Source organism: Lentimicrobiaceae bacterium (assembly GCA_020636745.1).
Classification (GTDB): Bacteria; Bacteroidota; Bacteroidia; order Bacteroidales; family Lentimicrobiaceae; genus Lentimicrobium.
The window spans coordinates 234,712-253,552 of sequence record JACJXH010000002.1; the positions used below are offsets into that span (position 1 = coordinate 234,712).

13 protein-coding genes are annotated in these 18,841 nt (G+C 41.2%); 7 read left to right on the forward strand and 6 right to left on the reverse strand.

Annotated elements, in window-relative coordinates; translation table 11 throughout:
- Positions 1–2: 2 nt before the first annotated feature.
- From H6541_03835 to H6541_03855, 5 genes are all read right to left on the reverse strand, one after another.
- Positions 3–1,283, reverse strand: coding sequence for an ABC transporter permease (locus tag H6541_03835; GenBank protein ID MCB9014901.1), 1,281 nt, complete (start codon positions 1,281–1,283; stop codon positions 3–5).
- Positions 1,284–1,355: 72 nt separating this feature from the next.
- Positions 1,356–2,543, reverse strand: coding sequence for an ABC transporter permease (locus H6541_03840; GenBank protein MCB9014902.1), 1,188 nt, complete (start codon positions 2,541–2,543; stop codon positions 1,356–1,358).
- Between the two features lie 87 nt (positions 2,544–2,630).
- Complete coding sequence (locus H6541_03845) at positions 2,631–3,635, reverse strand: HlyD family secretion protein (GenBank protein ID MCB9014903.1); 1,005 nt, start codon at positions 3,633–3,635, stop codon at positions 2,631–2,633.
- Between the two features lie 56 nt (positions 3,636–3,691).
- A complete protein-coding gene (locus H6541_03850; GenBank protein ID MCB9014904.1) occupies positions 3,692–5,194 on the reverse strand; it encodes a TolC family protein in 1,503 nt (500 codons plus the stop codon).
- Between the two features lie 112 nt (positions 5,195–5,306).
- Positions 5,307–5,888 carry a TetR/AcrR family transcriptional regulator gene (locus H6541_03855; GenBank protein MCB9014905.1) on the reverse strand — a complete coding sequence of 194 codons (582 nt, stop codon included), beginning with the start codon at positions 5,886–5,888 and terminating at the stop codon, positions 5,307–5,309.
- A 552-nt stretch (positions 5,889–6,440) separates the two neighbouring features.
- Between H6541_03855 and H6541_03860 the strand changes: the two genes are divergently transcribed.
- The 4 genes from H6541_03860 to H6541_03875 all read left to right on the forward strand — a co-directional run bounded on the left by H6541_03860 (position 6,441) and on the right by H6541_03875 (position 14,323).
- Positions 6,441–8,198, forward strand: a complete 1,758-nt coding sequence (locus H6541_03860) for a PKD domain-containing protein (protein ID MCB9014906.1) — start codon at positions 6,441–6,443, stop codon at positions 8,196–8,198.
- Positions 8,199–8,352: 154 nt separating this feature from the next.
- A complete protein-coding gene (locus tag H6541_03865) occupies positions 8,353–11,286 on the forward strand; it encodes a TonB-dependent receptor (GenBank protein MCB9014907.1) in 2,934 nt (977 codons plus the stop codon).
- A gap of 12 nt (positions 11,287–11,298) precedes the next feature.
- Positions 11,299–12,759, forward strand: coding sequence for a RagB/SusD family nutrient uptake outer membrane protein (locus H6541_03870; GenBank protein MCB9014908.1), 1,461 nt, complete (start codon positions 11,299–11,301; stop codon positions 12,757–12,759).
- Between the two features lie 79 nt (positions 12,760–12,838).
- Entirely contained in the window at positions 12,839–14,323 is a 1,485-nt protein-coding gene (locus H6541_03875) for a glucan endo-1,6-beta-glucosidase (GenBank protein MCB9014909.1), read from the forward strand.
- A 77-nt stretch (positions 14,324–14,400) separates the two neighbouring features.
- Here H6541_03875 and lipA read toward each other — a convergent pair whose 3' ends face one another.
- On the reverse strand, positions 14,401–15,261 hold the full coding sequence (gene lipA, locus H6541_03880) for a lipoyl synthase (protein ID MCB9014910.1): 861 nt from the start codon (positions 15,259–15,261) through the stop codon (positions 14,401–14,403).
- A gap of 175 nt (positions 15,262–15,436) precedes the next feature.
- Between lipA and H6541_03885 the strand changes: the two genes are divergently transcribed.
- The 3 genes from H6541_03885 (at position 15,437) to H6541_03895 (ending at position 18,818) form a co-directional block, all read left to right on the forward strand.
- Positions 15,437–16,429: a class I mannose-6-phosphate isomerase gene (locus H6541_03885; GenBank protein ID MCB9014911.1), complete on the forward strand. Its 993-nt coding sequence runs from the start codon at positions 15,437–15,439 to the stop codon at positions 16,427–16,429.
- 48 nt (positions 16,430–16,477) lie between these two features.
- On the forward strand, positions 16,478–17,005 hold the full coding sequence (locus H6541_03890; protein ID MCB9014912.1) for a TlpA family protein disulfide reductase: 528 nt from the start codon (positions 16,478–16,480) through the stop codon (positions 17,003–17,005).
- Between the two features lie 136 nt (positions 17,006–17,141).
- Positions 17,142–18,818: a hypothetical protein gene (locus H6541_03895; protein MCB9014913.1), complete on the forward strand. Its 1,677-nt coding sequence runs from the start codon at positions 17,142–17,144 to the stop codon at positions 18,816–18,818.
- Positions 18,819–18,841 lie beyond the last annotated feature (23 nt).

Genomic DNA, 18,841 nt, shown 5'->3' on the forward strand with positions numbered 1-18,841 from the left:
ATTTACTCTCCGGCCAGCCGTTTAGCAATCCTTTCCCTGATTTCTCTGTAACTATGTGATGCCAGTTCAGCACGAACATGCATTGAATGGTTAACCTGAAATCCATATACCAGGCAGGCTGTCAGAAAATACACACCGGTTTGAATCCACAACGACAGAATTTCTTTACCAGTTTCGGCGATGGTGGCGCCCATTGAGTTCATTTTGATAAATCCAAACATGGCATTGGAAGAAGGGAATATTTCGCGAACAATGAGCCATATTGTATCAAAATTAGATAATGGCCAGATAATGCCGGATAAAAAGAGCAATGGAATAGAAGTGAATAAATAGAGTAACATTGCACTTTCTCTGTTTCTGAAGATTACCGATAATGTTAATCCCATGAAAATACTTGATAAAATAAACGGAGTGATTAAAGCCATGAGCTCTGTTAAATTGGCTGATTGTCCATAGCCAAACCAGTGGGGTATCATGCCCAGCATATAAATGCAGAGAAGGGCATAAATGGTAAAGTAGGCTGCACTTTTACCCATAACAAGCCTCAATGTGCCTAGCCGTTTGCGATCCAGCGGCACCAGGGTGCCAAAAAGATGGCGTTCGCGGGCAGTACCAGCCAGGATGCCAATTGCAAGGACAAGGGTTTGCTGTATTATGAGAATAAGTGAAGCCGGAATGCCATAGCTGGCAAATCCTCCTGAACGGTTGGCAATGGGGTTGCCATCTATACGGACAGGCTCAGCAGTAACTTCAGCTTGCCTTTGTGTTAAACCTTCATTCATCAGGTTGCGAACCTGTATTTGTCTGCCAGCTTCAAGAGTCATTAAACTTGAGCCGGTGGCTAATGCTTTATAATACAGGAACAGCTCCATATCAGCATAGGCCGAAACTGTAACCTGACGGTTCAGTGCAATATTGGTACTGAATTCTTCGGGTATTTGTATAATACCACGGATTTCACGCTTTTTAAAAAGCAGTATGGCCTCCTCCATTGAAATGCATCTGGCTTTCACACTTAGTTCAGGAGTAGCATCCATATTTCTGATAAATTGCCTGCTATCTGTTGAGTTTGACATATCTACCACCGCAATGGGTAAATCGATGACAACCTCAGGATAGTATATAATTGAATAAAGCAAAGGGTAAAACAGAGGCACTGCAAATATGATAACCATTACCCCAACGTCAGAGAATATTATTTGAAATTCACGCATCCAGACCCTGAGCATATTCACAAATCCATCCTTCATCTGGAAAATTATACTTGATTTTTTGTTTTTCATCTCATCAACTTTTTGTGGCAGTTTCAGCTGCTTTGTTATTGAAAATTTAACAATCAGTTACTTAAGAGTCTTTTAGTTCAGATTTACATTTTCAATAAAATTCTGATAAATCAGCGCCGATTTTAAGCGGTTGATAATAGTAAGCGGAAGTAATAAAAACAGCAGTAAGCTGAGATATGATAAAACCGAATACTTTAACTCAAATCCGGTAAGTATTTGATTTTGAAATATGTGCATAAAATGCCTTACCGGGAATGCAATAGTCCAGTATTGTACAACAGGAGGCATTGACTCTACCGGGAATGAAAACCCGCAAAGTGACAATGCAAGAATGCCATAAAAACTGGCCATATTTAGTGCATGGCGCATCATGGGTAATAAGCCTATGCAGAAAACGCCAATGGCCTGATACGACATGACAAACATCAGCGAACTAAGCATTAGCCAGCCAATACTGGTTTGCATCGGAATTTGCATTACTTTGTACATCAAGAAGTTCTGAAACATCATCAGAATAAAAAACACAAAGGTATAAGGCAGGAGTTTTCCGGTTAATGCAACAAAAATTGATTTTCCTGATGTGTGTAGCCAATCGCGGGAAGTTCTTTCCCTGATTTCAATTCCGATGCTATAAACAGTTATCAGAAGAATAAAAAGTTGAAGCATTATAGGAATAACAATAGTGGAAAGATAAGTTGAATAGTTGGTTACAGGATTGAATAGCTGGTGCGTACTTACCTGAATTGGCTGAATTTGAGACATGATGTAATCTTTGGGTTGCCCCATTGCCTCGCGTTTTTGCACGTTTATTCCTGCCGACAGGGTTTGCAGAATATAGGTAAGGTCCTTTTGCATGAGCCCTCCGGCCATCAGAAAACTATTGTGGTAATAGTAACTGATGACAGGTTGTTTTGATGTCAGAATATCAGCCTGCAACCCTTTGGGCAGCACAACAAAACCGTAAATGCTGCCTGAACGCAATGCAGACATAGCCTCTGTTTCTGATTGAGGGTATTGGATGACTGACGTGAGAGAAGTAACATCAATATTCCTGCAAAACTTGCGCGAAACGGATGTTTGATCCAAATCTACTATAGCAATGGGCATTTTTTGAGGTAAGCCTTCCCTGAACAAGGATATGAAAAACAGGATAGAGAGTACCGGAAAAATTAACACTACCAGCAGGTATAGACTGCGCGAGGTCATGCGATCTACTTCACGCTTTAATACTTCCCAGACATTTTTTAAAATTGAGTTCATTGGTTTTTATTTCAAAACGGATGTGCCATGGCACAAAGATGTTATGGATTGGATACAGTTCATCTGCAGGTACATGGGCCAATGGCCTTATTTTATGCTCTCATAATCAACCATCAGACTCATACCGGGACGGAGACCTTCTACTTTTGATGCAGGTTTGGCCCTTACCTCGAAAGTTTTTACATCAAACCCGCCATTGGTTTTTGTTGCTTTAAAAGTGGCATAGCTTGCCATAGCTTTGATATAGTATACTTTTAGTTTAACCAGTTGGTTGCCCAAAGCCGGAACACTTGCCTCTATTTCAGTGTCCATTTTAATTTTGGGTAATTGGTCTTCACGAATATTGAAAACTACCCACATATCGTTCAGATCCACAATATTCATAATCGGAGCTCCTGAGCCAACCAACTCGCCCTGTTTGGGGAATACATCCGATACTTCACCATCAATAGGAGATATAAGCGTGGTTTCTGACAGGTAGGATTCTACTTCTGAAACAGCTCCCTTTGCTCTGTTAACCAGTGCATTGGCTGCCATTTTATCTTCTTTTTCAGCCCCGTTTACAGCCATATCGTATTGTGATTTGGCGGCTTTTGAGGTTGCTTTTGCTGCCTGCAAATTAGCTTCAGCTTCATCTCTTTTCTGAGCCGGTACAACGCCATCGTTAAACATGTTTTGTACCCTGTTGTAAGTTTTTTCAGCAAGTTTTACACCTACCTCTGCTTTTTGCCACATTTCGTAAGCACCGGCAATTTGTTCGGCGCGTGCCCCTTTGATGGCTTTCTGGTTTTGGGCATTGGCAGCATCTTCTGCTGAATTGGCCTGCATCAGTTTGGCATCCAGCTCCGGACTGCTGATATAAACAAGGGTGTCTCCTTTCGCAACCTTCATTCCTTCAGTAGCCAGAAATTTCTCAATTCTTCCGGGAACTTTTCCGGAAACTCTTACTTCAGTTGCCTCAGCCTGTCCCTGAAGCATTAAGGGTGCTGGTTTTATAACTATCCATCCAACAATACTTACAACGGCAATTACCATAAGCAGAGTTATAAAGGGGATAAGCAGGCCAGAGTGTCTTTTATTTATTGTTTTCATTGTTTGAAGATGATTAATTGGTTGTTGTTTTTGTTTTTAAACTCAGAACGTTTCTTTTAACGAATGTTTGACAATACGAGGTCGCCGGTGGCTTTATAGCATTCTATGGCTGATTGGCGCTGTGCAAAAATGGCCTGCAAATATTCAAGCTCAGCATTCTGCACATCTGTTTCTGCTGCCAGCCGTTCCGTAATGTTGATCATTCCTTCGTTGTAAGATTTTTGTGCAAGGTCGAGTGCCATGCGGGCAGCTTGCATTTGTTTGCTTTTATATGCTACCTGCGATACAGCCGCCTGATAGCTGGATGTAACTTTTGTTTGATTGAGCTCCAGTAATTCACGGGCTTCTTCTCTTGCATTTTCAGCTTTCTTTACTTCCAAACGGGTCTGTTTTACTTTTGGCGTACCTCCTGAGAAATTTACAAGTTCCCATTTAAAGCCAACACCCACAATAAAGGTTGGCCCCATGTTTAAGTTGTCAATTTTCATTCCCATCGGATACGGAGCATCAAAATCGGTATTGGCTTTGAAAATATTGTCGTAGCGGGCAGATGCCACAGCCTGCACTTTTGGCAAGTAATGTGATTTCTCTGATTTTAACATATATTTCTGGGCTTCAACTCCTGCCGAAAGGGCGCGAAGTTCAGGTCTTTTACTAATATCGGAGCTTGCCTGAGCCAGAGCTATTACTTGCAAGTCGGGGTTTAAGGATTCAAATGCGATGGCCGGCTTGCCTGTAAGTTGTGCAAGCTTTTGATTCAACAAAATTTTCTTACTGTCATATTCAGCAACTTTCGATTGCAGGTAGGCTTCGGCTACTGCTATTTTTAAAGTATCAAAAGATGTTGCAAACCCGTTCTCCAGAGCCGACATCGCGTACCTCTTTTCAGCAGCGAGTCTTATTGCCGATTCGTCAAGCACCTTTTTCGACTGAATGAGCAGTGCAAGCTGGTCATAATATGTAATGACCTCGCTTATAACATCTGTAGTGCATTTGTCAGTCATGGCTTCCTGTGCGGCAATTTTCTGCGAAAGTGCTCTTGATAAGTTGGGCACCTGGCCTCCGCTATAAAGCAGCATTTTTGCACTGGCATCAATGCCCCAGTAATTGCCGCTGAGGTTTCCTTCTAAATCTTTTGAGATGGAAGGCAAAAGCATTCCCTGCGAAGCCAATAGTTGCTGAAGCTGAACAATTTCGCTGCTTAATCCGGCCAGTGTTGGAAACATTACTGGAAATGCCGGGTTAGCCATAAATTCCTGCAAGCTGGCAATGCCTTCAAATCCTGTGATATCTCCAATTTTCGAATCAAATGAAGAAGATGCATAAAGGTATTTGCCGCCCAGCTCAAGTTTGGGAAGGTAAGCCGAACGAACAGCCTTCTGCTGAACTTCTGAAATTTGTTTTTCAATATCCTTGTCTGCTATTTTATAATCTTTCTTTACGGAAAGATCAATAAGCTCTTTGAGCTCAGGTGAAACCTGGAGCGATTGTGCGTTGGCTTCACCGAGAGCGGCAAAAAATGCCAGGCTTAAAATCAATAATTGAATTTTTGTTTTCATTGTACTGTTGTAGTTTTAACTATTCAATTAGGTTATTCAAGTGTTGTCTGATTTTTATTGTTAGCATTGTCGACCAATAGAGTTGAATGGTCGAAAAATGGTTAAAAAAAAGTTACCGTTTTAGCACGCCATTGAACAGAATGTGTATTAAATGGTCAAGCCTTCGTTCAATATCTTTTTCTTCCATGCCCCAAAAAAGAGGAATCTCAATTCCTTTTAATGCTGTTACAATCGCAATGGCAGCAAGGGATGTGTCATCAATTTCAAAAATATCGTTCTGCACCCCTTCCTTTAAAATATTCTCCATCATTTGAATTTCTTCCTGGTCATATTTCTTTATGATTTGGTCAATAAAGTCAAGATGACTCAGATATTCGTCTTTAATGGCACTATAAAAATTTGCCAGCTTTTCCATGCTGCGCATTCTGATAAGTACGTGAGCTTTCAGTTTTTGTGCCGGGCTGTCGGCATCTTTAAGGGCATTAATCAACTCCTGACGTAAGATAAGCGCTTCCTTTTCAACCACAGCCTGGAAGATTTCTTCCTTACTCGCAAAGTAATAATATATAGAGCTTTTGCCTTTACGGCTAGCGACAGCAATCTCATCCATCGTGGTTTTTTTAAACCCGAATTTCGAGAAAATGTGCCTTGCTACATTAACAATCGTTTCTTTAACTTCGTCCTTATCAAGCATGATTCAAACATTTTGATGATTTATCCCCTTGTTTGAGGCGGCAAAATTAATACGGCTTTTTTCAGAAAGCAAATTTATTTCGACTAAAATCGTCGAATAGTCGAAAAAATAATATAAATAACAGAAATACAATAAGATAGAATGGGTGTAAAAGTGATATTGGAATTTGTCATCCAGTGTAGTCTAAAATAATCCAGTGTATGTTTATAGTTTTTATACAGTGTTTGGTGAGTATTTTACAATTTGTCTTCTGAAAAAGGATGTTTTAAATCATGTATATACATGCGTATATTGGTGTTTAGCAGGTTTTGGTGAAGAAAAAACCGGATTGATAAAAAATATCTTGAAAAAAGATAAAAAATTAAAAATCCTTGTTTAACTTTGTGTCCAAAGTACACTTACCGCTAATGGAAAATTGCATTAGTTTTTGGGGTACTAAAAGTTTAAGAGCCGTCATGGCATATGGGGAAGAATAGTTATAACAATAGTTTTCGTTAAACCAGGAATAAACAACCAACCCAATAAATTTTTAACACCAAAACCAATCAAATCATGAAACAAACTTTGTCATTAAGCAGACTTCTTCTGCTATTTTTAGTGGCTGTTCAGCTTACTTCCTGCAAGAAGGATGAAAAAGAGCCTGATGTGCTTGCCAGTTTTACTTATACGATAGATGCAAGCGATTTTAAGAAAGTGTCGTTTACCAGTACTTCGCAGAATTATGCTTCCATCTCGTGGAATTTTGGCGATAATTCAGCGCTTTCATCTGAGACCGCCCCTGTTCATATTTACGCTGCAGTAGGTCAATACACCGTTAATCTTACTGCAACCTCTCCCGGAGGCGTTACGGATGTTTATACTGCTGTTATTAATATCTCAGATCCCAATGCTGAATTAACAAAATTGGTAGGCGAAGATTCAAAAACCTGGAAATTACTGCGTGATGTAAGCACCGGCCGTTATCCTCTTGAAGTAGGACCTGCTGCTCACAATACTATTTGGTGGGCCATGGGGAAAGATAACGACGAACTGGCCAATCGGCCATGTGTGCTGAATGACGAATGGACATTCTCGCGCGATGGTAAAATGGTTTACGACGCCAAAGGCGATTACTGGGCCGAGGGCGGTGTATTTAATCCTTCCAATGTTTGTGCTTCTACTGATAATATGACCGGTCTTTTGGGTCAGGATTTAACAGCATGGGGCAATGGAACACATAGTTTTGAACTTACTTCAGGTGCAGAACCAACGCTTAAAGTTATTGGTCTGGGTGCTTTTATCGGACTTTGCAAAGCAGCAACTGGTGCCGAAGTTACAGAACCTCAGGAATCAGTAACCTATCATTTAATTAAACTCACCGATGGTGATGTGGATACACTTATTGTTCAAACAGATTATATGACTGGTGGCTCAGCTCCACAGCCTGCTTACTGGCGTTTTGTGCTGGTTCATTACGATAACCCGGCTGACGAACCTCCTATTCCAGGTCCGGCACCTTCCTTGGGTTTTTCAATTGAGTTAAATGGTTTAACTCTTACCTGTACCAATACAACTACCGATGCTACTTCTTATCTGTGGGATTTCGGCGATGGCCAAACATCTACAGAAATGGCTCCTGTTCATACTTATGCGCACGGCGGAGCTTTTAATGTAAAATTAACTGCCTCTAATGCAAATGGTCAGGCTGTAGGAACCAAACTTGCCTTTGTTGCAACTTCAGCTGTAACTGATGCTATCTTGCGTGGAAATGCATGGAAAGTGCGGGTTGATGATTATTCTATTTTTGTTGGTCCGGGAATGGGCAGTACCGAATGGTGGAGTGTTCCTAAAAACTTCCTCGATGGTTCATCTACCGGTGTTGACGATTGGTCTTGTATTACCGACGACGAATTTACATTCAGCGCAGGAGGAGTTTATACATATAATACCAATGGAAGTGCCCGCAATGATGGATATTTCGGCTCTCCGAACGGGTGTATTTCAGATGCTGAAATTGCTGCCAGTGGCAATGGTGCTGCTTTTGGTTCAGGAACTCACTCATATGTGTTTTCTCCGGCTAAACGTGACCAACGAGCCCTTATAACGCTTACCAACGGTGCAACCGGTGCTGCTTTTATAGGATTTTACAAAGGTTACTATGGCGGCGAAAATACTGATGGAGCTGTTGCACCAAACGGTGGTAATTTGACCAACACCTACGAAGTAATGGGTTATGCCAATTCAGGTACAAAAGAGTATTTGTTCCTTTCGGTGGATTACTCTGCAACACATGATGGTTCTCAGGGATGGTCTGTAATTCTGGAGCGTTAGTCCCGAATTTCAAACAATAATAAATCAGGAGAGAATAGGATACTATTTCTCTCTTGGTTTATTGTACGCTTGTTTCCATCAAATTCCTTGAATCTTAGTTACAGGTAATCAGTTTTTTATCACAATATTTGGTTTTCACCTAAAAAACAAACTCATGAATAAGTTATTCACCCTTTTGTTCTTTTTCCTGATGGCATATGGAGCTTCTGCACAGGAGCGGCTTATTTCAGGCAAAGTTACCGATCCGTCCGGTGCGGGATTGCCGGGTGTTACCATCCAGCTAAAAGGAACTACTTCAGGTACCGTTTCTGATTTAGATGGTAAATATAAATTGAATGTTTCCGGAGGTACACTGGTATTTAGTTATATCGGTTTTGTAAGTCAGGAAATTGAAATTTCCAACCAGTCGGTAATTGATGTGCTTTTACTGGAAGATACCAGACTGCTTAACGAAGTAGTTGTTATAGGTTATGGTGCACAGAAAAAGAAAGATCTTTCAACAGCAGTGGTAGTTGTTGGAGAGAAAGACATTAAAGACAGGCCTATTGTTTCAGCTGCACAGGCATTGCAGGGTAAAGCTGCCGGAGTTCAGGTAACTCAGCCTTCTGGTAAACCGGGAGGCGGGCTGGCAGTTCGCGTGCGCGGGGCAACTTCAGTTATCGCCAGCAATGAACCATTATATGTTGTTGATGGCGTCCCAACAACTGACATTTCTGGTCTTAGTCCGCTGGACATTGCATCCATGACAGTGCTGAAAGATGCTTCATCATCGGCTATTTACGGCGCAAGAGCCGCAAATGGCGTTGTTTTGATTTCAACCAAACGCGGTAAAGATGATTCTCCTGTTATAAGTTTCAATACCTACTATGGAACGACGAGCCTTCGCAAATCAATAGATGTGCTGAATACAAAGCAGTACCGCGATTTGATGGAAGAAATTGGTGTTCCCCTGGATCCTTCATGGACCAAATTTAACGATTGGCAGGATTTGACCTTTGGCACCGGGCATCAGCAATCGTATCAATTGTCGGTTTCGGGAGGCAACGACAAGAATAAATATTTTGTTTCAGGAGGCTATTTAAGTGAGGAAGGAATGGTAGCTCCGGCGCATTTCGACCGCTATTCAGTCAGAGTAAATCTTGATAATCAGGTCAGGCCCTGGTTGAAAATCGGAACCAGCGTTAGTGTATTGACCATTAACACGCAGGATACACCTGACAATGCAAGCTCAGGCAGGGGAGGGGTTATTATGAGTGCTTTAAACACACCTCCTTTTCTCAGCATCTATAAAAATGACGGAAGCGGATGGTTTGACCCCAACCCATTTCAGCCTTCCTGGGAAAACCCGATAGCTTATATGGATGGCCCTGACCAGAAATCGCGCGACAGTAAATTATTCGGGAATGTTTATGCCGACATTAAACTAATGGAAGGTTTGAATTTCAAATCAAGGGCTGGTATCGACAACACTACCCATCAGTATGATTATTATCTGGATCCTTTCCGCACTGTTTATGGACGAAACAATCATGGAATTGGACGATCCGATAAGTCTAATACCAGTATCTGGCTATTGGAAAATACCCTTGATTATGCTGCCAGATTTGGCAACCATAATATTACCGCACTTGCCGGATCCAGTATTCAGAAATATGATGGAAACGGTACTTATATTGAAGGAACTGATTTTCCGGATGATGTAACCATAAAAACTATTTGGGCTGCCAACCAGCTGGTTACCGGTGGCACCTGGCAGAGCGAATGGGCATTGGCTTCATTTTTCGGACGCGCCACTTATGATTACAACAATAAGTACTATCTCACAACTTCTATTCGTCGCGATGGCTCATCAAAACTGTATAATCACTGGGGAACAATGCCCTCATTTTCTGCAGGATGGCGTATTTCATCCGAAAAGTTTATGCAGGGAATCAAATTTATTGATGACCTGAAGTTAAGAGGAGGCTGGGGCCAGAATGGTAACCAGGAAGGTATTGCTGATTATGCAAGTTATGCACTTACATCATACTATCGCCGCGAACCTACCGACCCGCTCTCAGGACCGGGTTCTTATCAGTCATCACTCGGAAATCCCGATCTTCGTTGGGAAACCACCCAGCAAAGCAACATTGGCTTCGACCTCTCTATGTTCAACGCCCGTTTGATCTTTACGTTTGATGCTTATTATAAGAAAACATCTGATGTGTTGCTCAATGTTCAGTTAACCAGTTCATTGCCTGTAAATACTATTCAAACAAATGCCGGTGAAATTGTAAATAAAGGGATTGAGTTTAGTTTAAGCACTGTTAATTTCGACACAAAAAAGTTCAAATGGTCGTCTGATTTTAATATGTCGTTTAACAGAAATGAAGTAACAAAACTGGAATACACGCCCGTTTATTATTTCGGACGGATATACAGCAATAATCAGGATGCGAATATTTTAAGAGTTGGTTTGCCATTAGGGGCTTTCTATGGCTATGTTTCCGAAGGTGTTGATCCTGAAACCGGTGATATTAAATACAAGGATGAAAATAAGAATGGTATTTTTGACCCGGGAGATCGAAAAGTAATAGGTTATGGTATGCCTGATTTTACTTTTGGTTTTACCAACAATTTCTCTTACGGGCGGTTTAATCTTAATCTTTTCTTCCAGGGAAGTTATGGTAATGACATTTTTAATGCCACCCGCATTGATCTGGAAGGAATGTTCGATAGCAAGAACCAGTCGGTAGATGTACTTGACCGCTGGCAGAATCCAGGAGATATTACTGATATTCCCAGGGCTGTCGGAGGAGGAAATGTTGATAATGTGCGCAACTCTACCCGTTTTATTGAAGATGGTTCATACATCAGGTTAAAATCAGCCACACTTTCTTATATGGTGCTGAATGACAATCCGAAGTTTAAAGCTATCAGACGTTTGTCTGTGTATGTTACCGGTCAGAATTTGATTACACTGACCAAATATAGCGGTTTTGACCCCGAAGTGAATGCTTTTGGCTCAAGTGCTGTGAGTATGGGTATTGATTATGGAACCTATCCGCAATCACGCTCGGTTGTATTTGGTTTAAATGTTGAATTTTAAAAAGTAATGACCATGAAAAATATATTTAAGTTTCTTTTTGCCTTTCTTTTGGCCTTGCCTTTTTATTCCTGTGAAAAATTTTTAGAGCGGGAACCACTTGGCAACAGTATTTATATTCAGGGGCCTTCCGATACCGTTTATAAAACAGCCAATGATGTTGAGGCAGCTCTGGCAGGTGTATACAGTGACTTTAAAAATGAATACTGGGAGCTCGATTATTTTGTCAACGGCGATGCCCAGTCTGATGATGCTTACGCCGGAGCAGATAACCCTGCCAATTTTCAAATTGACGATTACAGGATTGATGCCACTAACAGTAATGTAAGCCGCGATTGGGCCTATTTGTATGGAACTATTGGCAAAGCCAATGTTGTTATCAACAATGTGGAGGCTGTTGCCGATCCCGTTCTTACCGATCAGCGTAAGCGCGAAATCAAAGGAGAAGCATCGTTTATCAGAGCCATGATGTACTTTCAGGCTGTTCAGCTTTGGGGTGATGTTCCTTTGCAACTTATAGAAGTTACCACTGTCAGCGCTGAATTACTGCCCGAAATTTATCCTCAGCTTTTCCCTGCCAAAGAGTCTAAAGAAAAGGTATATGAGCAGATAATTGCCGATCTTGAATATGCTGCTGCTAATGTTGGTGCAACCGCTTTAAACAAGGGCTTTGCAACAAAGGGAGCTGCTAATGCACTGCTGGCAAAAGTTTATGCTACGCGTGAACCTCACGATTGGAATAAAGTTTCGGACTATTGCGATGCTGTAATCAACGGTGGATATTCACTGCTTCCTGAATATGATATGCTGTGGAACAATGAGCATGAAAACTCTTCTGAAGCCATCTTTGAAATCAATTATGAGGGAAATAATACTGATGCAAACTGGGGCGCAAGTATGTTTAACGGAATGGATTGGAAAAAATTCAATATCCCTTCCAATGATCTCGTTAAAGCGTTTGATGATGAGAACGATATGATCAGAAAAAATGCTTCCATCATTTTTTTGGATGTAACAGGGAAATGGTCTGACAATAACTGGCCACAAACCCATTATCCGTTTTTAAATAAGTACAGGATATATACATCTCCAAGCCCTCAGAATTATATCATTATCCGTTTGGCTGACATTTTGCTTCTGAAGGCAGAGGCTTTAAATGAACTCGGTGATGTTGGAGGAGCTGCTGCATTGGTTAACCAGATTCGTTCACGCGTTAATCTTGGCAATACGCCGGCTTCCACTCAGGAAACCATGCGCCTGGCTATTGAAAAGGAACGTAGACTGGAACTGGCATTTGAAGGCCATCGTTGGTTTGATCTTAAACGGACAGGCAGGGCCATTCAGGTTATTAACAATGCTATAGGAGCTGATGGTAATGCTTATGGATACCAACTTACCGAAAATGGGCTGATTTGGCCTGTTCCACAATCTGAACTTGATAAAAACGAAAGATTAACACAGAATCCGGGTTACTAAACATCATGAAACAAATAAACACAGAGAGGCCATTATGCCTCTCTGTGTTTATTTCAAACTAATGCTTAACACAAATTTGATGAAATATTACCGATTTAATTACCATGTAAAGCTTTTTCCTTTCAGGCTTTTGCTTACAGCCGGAATGGTCATTGCATTGCTGAATTGTACGGGTAAAGACAATCCTGACCCTCAGGATCCTCCGCCAACTGTGGTAACTTCAAAAGCCAAGGTTTTTCTTACCTCTGGAGATAAAAGTAAACTATTCAGCAAAGAAGGGGTGTTAACAATTAAACCAACGACTTCGACTGATTTTCCTGTAATTGCTGTCGACACCTCGGCGCGGTTTCAGGAGATAGATGGTTATGGTGCCGGTTTTACAGGCTCTTCAGCATACCTGCTGAATAAAAAGCTGAGCCCCGGAGCGCGTCAGACGGCCTTAAGAGATCTGTTTGACCCGACTGTTGGTATAGGAATCTCATATTTAAGACTCACAATGGGTGCTTCCGATTTCTCATTGTCTGATTTTACCTACAATGATATTCCTGCCAATCAAACTGACTTCAACCTGGAGCAGTTTTCACTGAGTCAGGATTTGGATGATGTAGTTCCTGTAATGAAGGAAATTCTGGAAATTTCGCCAGACATTAAATTGATGGGAACGCCATGGAGTCCGCCGGCATGGATGAAATCTAACGGTAATCTGAAAGGTGGAAAACTGAAAACAGCCTGTTATGATGTTTATGCCGATTATTTTGTGAAATATATTCAGGAAATGAAAAGCCAGGGTATAGTAATTGATGCTGTTACACCTCAGAATGAACCGCTTTATTTTACAGCCAATTATCCGTGCATGGAAATGCAGGCCGGTGAACAACTAAATTTTATTAAAAATTCTTTAGGCCCTAAATTTGAGGAAGCAGGGCTGCAAACAAAGATCATATTGTATGATCACAACTGGGACAATCCCCAGTATCCGATATCAATACTTAACGATCCTGAGGTCAAAAAGTATATTGCTGGTTCCGCATTTCATGCTTATGCCGGCGATGTTAGTGCTATGTCAACCGTGCATAATGCACATCCTGACAAGGATCTCTACTTTACTGAAATTTCAGGGGGTGCATGGGCTTCTGATTTTTCTGACAACCTGATGTGGAACATGCGCAATATCTTTATTGGTACAGCCCGCAACTGGTCAAAAAATGCACTGCTTTGGAATCTGGCTCTCGATCAAAATTACGGGCCTCAGAATAATGGATGTAATAACTGCCGGGGAGTTATTACGATCAGTTCTACCAGTGGTCAGATAACAAAAAATGAGGAGTATTATTCCATTGCTCATTTCTCAAAATTTGTGAGACCGGGAGCTGTCCGAATTGCAACCACATTGCCCCAATCGCTTTCTGATGTTGGAGTGGTTGGCTTTCAGAATTCAGATGGAAGCAAGGTGCTGGTTGTGTGTAACTACAGCAGCTCAACTCATTCTTTTTCTGTTAGTCAGGGTAAAAATAATTTCAGTTATGCTGTACCTCAAAAATCGGTGGCAACTCTTGTCTGGTGATTTTTCGGAGGATTTAAAAAAAAGAGAGATTGCAAGTTCCTGCATCTCTCTTTTTTTTTGAAGCTTACCCCAAAAAATTATTTGATGTGTTTTTCGGCATGGTACGATGATCTTACCAATGGCCTGCTTTCAATATGAAGGAATCCTTTTTCAATCCCCCATAGTCTGTATTTTTCAAATAAATCAGGAGAAATGTAAGCTTCAACCGGTAAATGTTCAAGAGTTGGGCGCAGATATTGGCCAATGGTCATAATCCTGACTCCTGCCGTTAGCAGGTTATCCATTGTTTCAAGAACCTCGTTTTCGGTTTCGCCAAGGCCTGCCATAATGCCTGATTTGGTTCTTATGCCTGAAGCAGCAAGGTATTGAAGCACTTCGAGGCTGCGGTTGTATTGTGCTGCACTGCGCACCTGGGGAGTTAATCTTTTAACAGTTTCCAGATTATGAGAGATTACATCAGGTTTTTCATTAATAATCATTGCAAGGCAGGATTTATCACCCTTGAAATCTGGGATCAGAACCTCAATGGTTATCCGGGGGTTCGTTTTTTTGATTTCTCTGATGGTCTTTGCCCAATGCGCAGCACCTCCATCTGGTAAATCATCGCGGTCAACAGAAGTAATGACACAGTGTGTGAGTTTCATCATTTGAATGGAACGGGCAAGCCTTTCAGGCTCATCCTGGTCAACAGGTAAAGGTTTGCCTGTTTTTGTGGCACAAAACCGGCATGAACGGGTACATATATCGCCCAGTATCATAAAAGTTGCGGTTCCGGCATTCCAGCATTCGGCCATATTGGGGCAATTTCCACTGCTACAAATGGTGTGTAGCTTGTTGCTTTCCACAATTTCTTTGACTGAAGCAAATTTTTTCCCTCCGGGTAATTTTATTTTTAACCAGTCGGGCTTTTTAAGATGTTTTTTTCTCTCTTCTGACATATACTGGTAATCAGGTAAAACAGACTATTACAGCTTTTTAAAAATTTCATAAAAGTATCAAGCCGCTTCTGTTTGCAAAGTTACCAATATCTATCTGCCTATTTGAATGATTAAATTTAATTGTATTTTTACCTCGTTTTCAAACGCTTTTATCGCAATTACGACAGAGAAAGAGATGGAAAATCAACTTTACCCGTTAAAATTTAAACCTGTATTAAAAGATAAAATATGGGGAGGCAGTAAGATTAAATCAGTTCTTGGAATTGATTTTGAACCCTTGCCAAACTGTGGCGAGGCCTGGGTTATGTCTGGTGTTGATGAAAACCAGACTGGTATTGTCAATGGTTTTTTAGCCGGAAACGAGTTGAATGAGCTTGTTGAAGTGTATATGGGCGATTTGGTTGGCGATGCTGTTTATGACAGATTCGGCAATGAATTCCCGATTCTTGTTAAATTTATCGATGCGGCCGATTACCTTTCCATTCAGGTGCATCCTGATGATGCGCTTGCTGCAAAACGAAATATCGGCTATGGTAAATCTGAAATGTGGTATGTGATTGATGCCGACCCCAATGCTGAGCTCATCAGCGGGTTTAGCCGTAAGGTTGACCAGGCCACCTACTTAAAGCATCTTGAACAAAAAAGTCTTCGTGAGATTCTGAATTTTGAAAAGGTTGAAAAAGGCGATGTATTTTACATGCCAGCCGGGCGTGTTCACGCATTGGGACCGGGCATTTTTTTAGCTGAAATCCAACAAACATCAGATACAACTTATCGCATTTACGATTGGGACAGAGTAGATAGCGAAGGAAAATCACGTGAACTGCACATTGAAGAAGCACTGGATGCCATTGACTTTAATGTGTATGACGATTACAAAACGGAGTATGAAGAAAAAAAGAATGGTTCTGCCAATCTGGTAACCAGTCCTTACTTTACTACCAATGTTATTCAGCTCAATCAGGCACTGGCTAAAGATTACAGTGAGCTTGATTCTTTTGTCATTTATGTTTGCGTTGAAGGCCGCATTACGCTGGTGCATAGTGGAAGCGAACAACCTGAAGTAACCTTATCTCAGGGCGAAGCACTGCTTATTCCAGCTGCAATTGATCGTGTTGACCTGATACCTTCAGTCGTATCAAAAGTTTTAGAAGTATATATTGCCTGATTCAGGCACCATTTTTGAATACTAACCGGGAACTAAAACAAAAAACAAATGAAAAGAATTATTGCATTGCTTTCACTGGCTATCCTATGTTCAGTTGCTTTTGCCCAGGAAACAGAGAATACAGGCAACAAATTGCCTTCGGTAAATGTGAAAAACCTCGAAGGTCAGATTGTGAATACTGCTGAGCTCTCAAATGATGGGAAACCAATGATTGTAAGCTTTTGGGCTTTATGGTGCAAACCATGTATCAACGAGTTGACAACTATTTCTGATGTTTACGAAGACTGGGTGACCGAAACCGGTGTAAAACTGGTTGCGGTTTCTATTGATGATGCCCGCTCTTCTTCAAAAGTTGGCCCCACTGTAAATGGTAAGGGCTGGGAATATGAGGTGCTGCTTGATGTGAATGGTGATTTTAAACGTGCCATGAATGTAAACATGATTCCGCACACCTTTCTTATCAATGGCAAGGGTGAAATTGTCTGGCAGCATACTTCATTCAGCGAAGGAAGTGAATTACAGCTGATTGATATGGTACGCAAACTCAATGCCGGCGAAGCCATCGAATCGCATTAGGCTTTCTGTTTTCATAAACCAAATCACTTTTCAGGTTGTGCTTTGCCTTCCAATTATTGGCAATGTAATCCTGAATAATGAATTTGGAATTCACATGATTTCTTCTGACTGTTTAATAACTTAAAATCCGACAAAATTGAAATTAAGATTATTGTTTCCGGTTTTTGTAACGATATTGTTACTTACCGGTATTCCGGCAAAAGCCCAGAGCCTGCTGGAAGGTGGAAAAGTTACGGGTAATTTTCAGCTCGATGCACAGGTTTACCAGGCTGATTCAGCTATCGGAGCCTATGAAGTTGAAGAAAAGATGCGCATGAATGCATTTGCGAACATTTTATATTCCAATGGAAACTTTAATGCCGGTATGCGTTTTGAAACCTACCTGAATCCGATTCTGGGTTATGATCCCCGTTATAAAGGAAGTGGTGTTCCTTATTGGTTCGGTTCATGGAAAAACGAACAGTTTGAAATTACCGTCGGTAATTTTTATGAACAGTTTGGGAGCGGTATGGTTCTGCGTAGCTATGAAGAACGGAACTTGGGGTACGACAATGCTTTCAAGGGTGCCAGGGTTAAGTTTAATCCATATCGTGGTGTAACCTTAAAAGGGCTGATTGGAACTCAGAGGTTTTTCTGGGAGCAGGGTCCCGGTATTGTTCGCGGCCTTGATGGCGAATTTGCCTTAAATGATATGTTTGACCCGGAAGGCAAATGCAAAACGCGCCTGACGCTGGGTGGAAGTTTTGTAAGTAAATTTCAAAAAGTTGAAGAGATTACTGCTGGTCCCGGCGAGCTGCTTAATCTTCCGGCAAATGTAGGTGCCTGGGCTGCCCGTTTTAACATTAACAGTGGCCGGTTTAATTTTGATGGTGAATATGCCAACAAAATGAATGATCCTACCGAGGTTAATAATTACATTTATAAAAATGGAGAATCCTTGTTGTTTCAGGCTTCTTATTCCCAAAAAGGTCTTGGCGTTATTATGTCGGCCAAAAGAACCGACAACATGGGCTATAAATCTAAGCGGACAGAAACCAGCAATTCGCTGGATATCAACTATCTGCCTGCATTAACCAGGCAGCATACCTACAGCTTGTCTGCTATGTATCCTTATGCTACCCAGCCCAATGGCGAAATGGCTCTTCAGGGGCAGATAAACTATAAGATAAAAAAAGGCTCAAAAATTGGCGGTAAATACGGAACAGATATTGCTGTGAATTTTTCAAGAATAACCTCAATTAAACGCGAACTCGCTGGCAACGATACGTTACTTTCTCAAAAAGGAACAAAAGGTTATACATCATCTTTCTTTGCCTTTGGGGATGAATTGTATTTTCAGGATCTGAATATTGAAATTCAGCGCAAATTTAACAGCAAGTTTAAAGTATTGCTTTCATATGTGAACCTGAATTATAATATCGATGTGATCGAAGGTCATCCGGGAGAGCCGACTGTAAAGGCCCATGTGATCATTGCTGATATGACCTATAAGTTTAATCAGTCAAATGCCATTAAAGTTGAGTTGCAACACCTGGCAACCAAACAGGATGATGGAGATTGGATGCAGTTTATGGCTGAATACACCATCGCGCCAAAATGGTTCTTTACCTTTGCCGATATGTATAACTATGGTAATGATGACAAGGACAGGCAGTTTCATTATCCGACATTAGCAATGGGATATACTCAGGGCTCAAACCGTTTGTCTTTAACCTACGGAAAGCAGCGCGAAGGAATTGTTTGTGTGGGTGGTGTTTGCCGCACTGTTCCGGCTTCCAACGGATTAACACTTACTCTTACCAGTGCATTTTAGGCGTAAATCATTAAAGAAAGCTT

Coding starts and splice junctions, on each gene's coding strand:
- H6541_03855 (MCB9014905.1), bottom strand. CDS start 5,888: ATGCTTGATAAGGACGAAGTTAAAGAAACGATTGTTAATGTAGCAAGG.
- H6541_03890 (MCB9014912.1), top strand. CDS start 16,478: ATGAAAAGAATTATTGCATTGCTTTCACTGGCTATCCTATGTTCAGTT.
- H6541_03875 (MCB9014909.1), top strand. CDS start 12,839: ATGAAATATTACCGATTTAATTACCATGTAAAGCTTTTTCCTTTCAGG.
- H6541_03865 (MCB9014907.1), top strand. CDS start 8,353: ATGAATAAGTTATTCACCCTTTTGTTCTTTTTCCTGATGGCATATGGA.
- H6541_03845 (MCB9014903.1), bottom strand. CDS start 3,635: ATGAAAACAATAAATAAAAGACACTCTGGCCTGCTTATCCCCTTTATA.
- H6541_03850 (MCB9014904.1), bottom strand. CDS start 5,194: ATGAAAACAAAAATTCAATTATTGATTTTAAGCCTGGCATTTTTTGCC.
- H6541_03870 (MCB9014908.1), top strand. CDS start 11,299: ATGAAAAATATATTTAAGTTTCTTTTTGCCTTTCTTTTGGCCTTGCCT.
- H6541_03835 (MCB9014901.1), bottom strand. CDS start 1,283: ATGAAAAACAAAAAATCAAGTATAATTTTCCAGATGAAGGATGGATTT.
- H6541_03860 (MCB9014906.1), top strand. CDS start 6,441: ATGAAACAAACTTTGTCATTAAGCAGACTTCTTCTGCTATTTTTAGTG.
- H6541_03840 (MCB9014902.1), bottom strand. CDS start 2,543: ATGAACTCAATTTTAAAAAATGTCTGGGAAGTATTAAAGCGTGAAGTA.
- H6541_03885 (MCB9014911.1), top strand. CDS start 15,437: ATGGAAAATCAACTTTACCCGTTAAAATTTAAACCTGTATTAAAAGAT.
- lipA (MCB9014910.1), bottom strand. CDS start 15,261: ATGTCAGAAGAGAGAAAAAAACATCTTAAAAAGCCCGACTGGTTAAAA.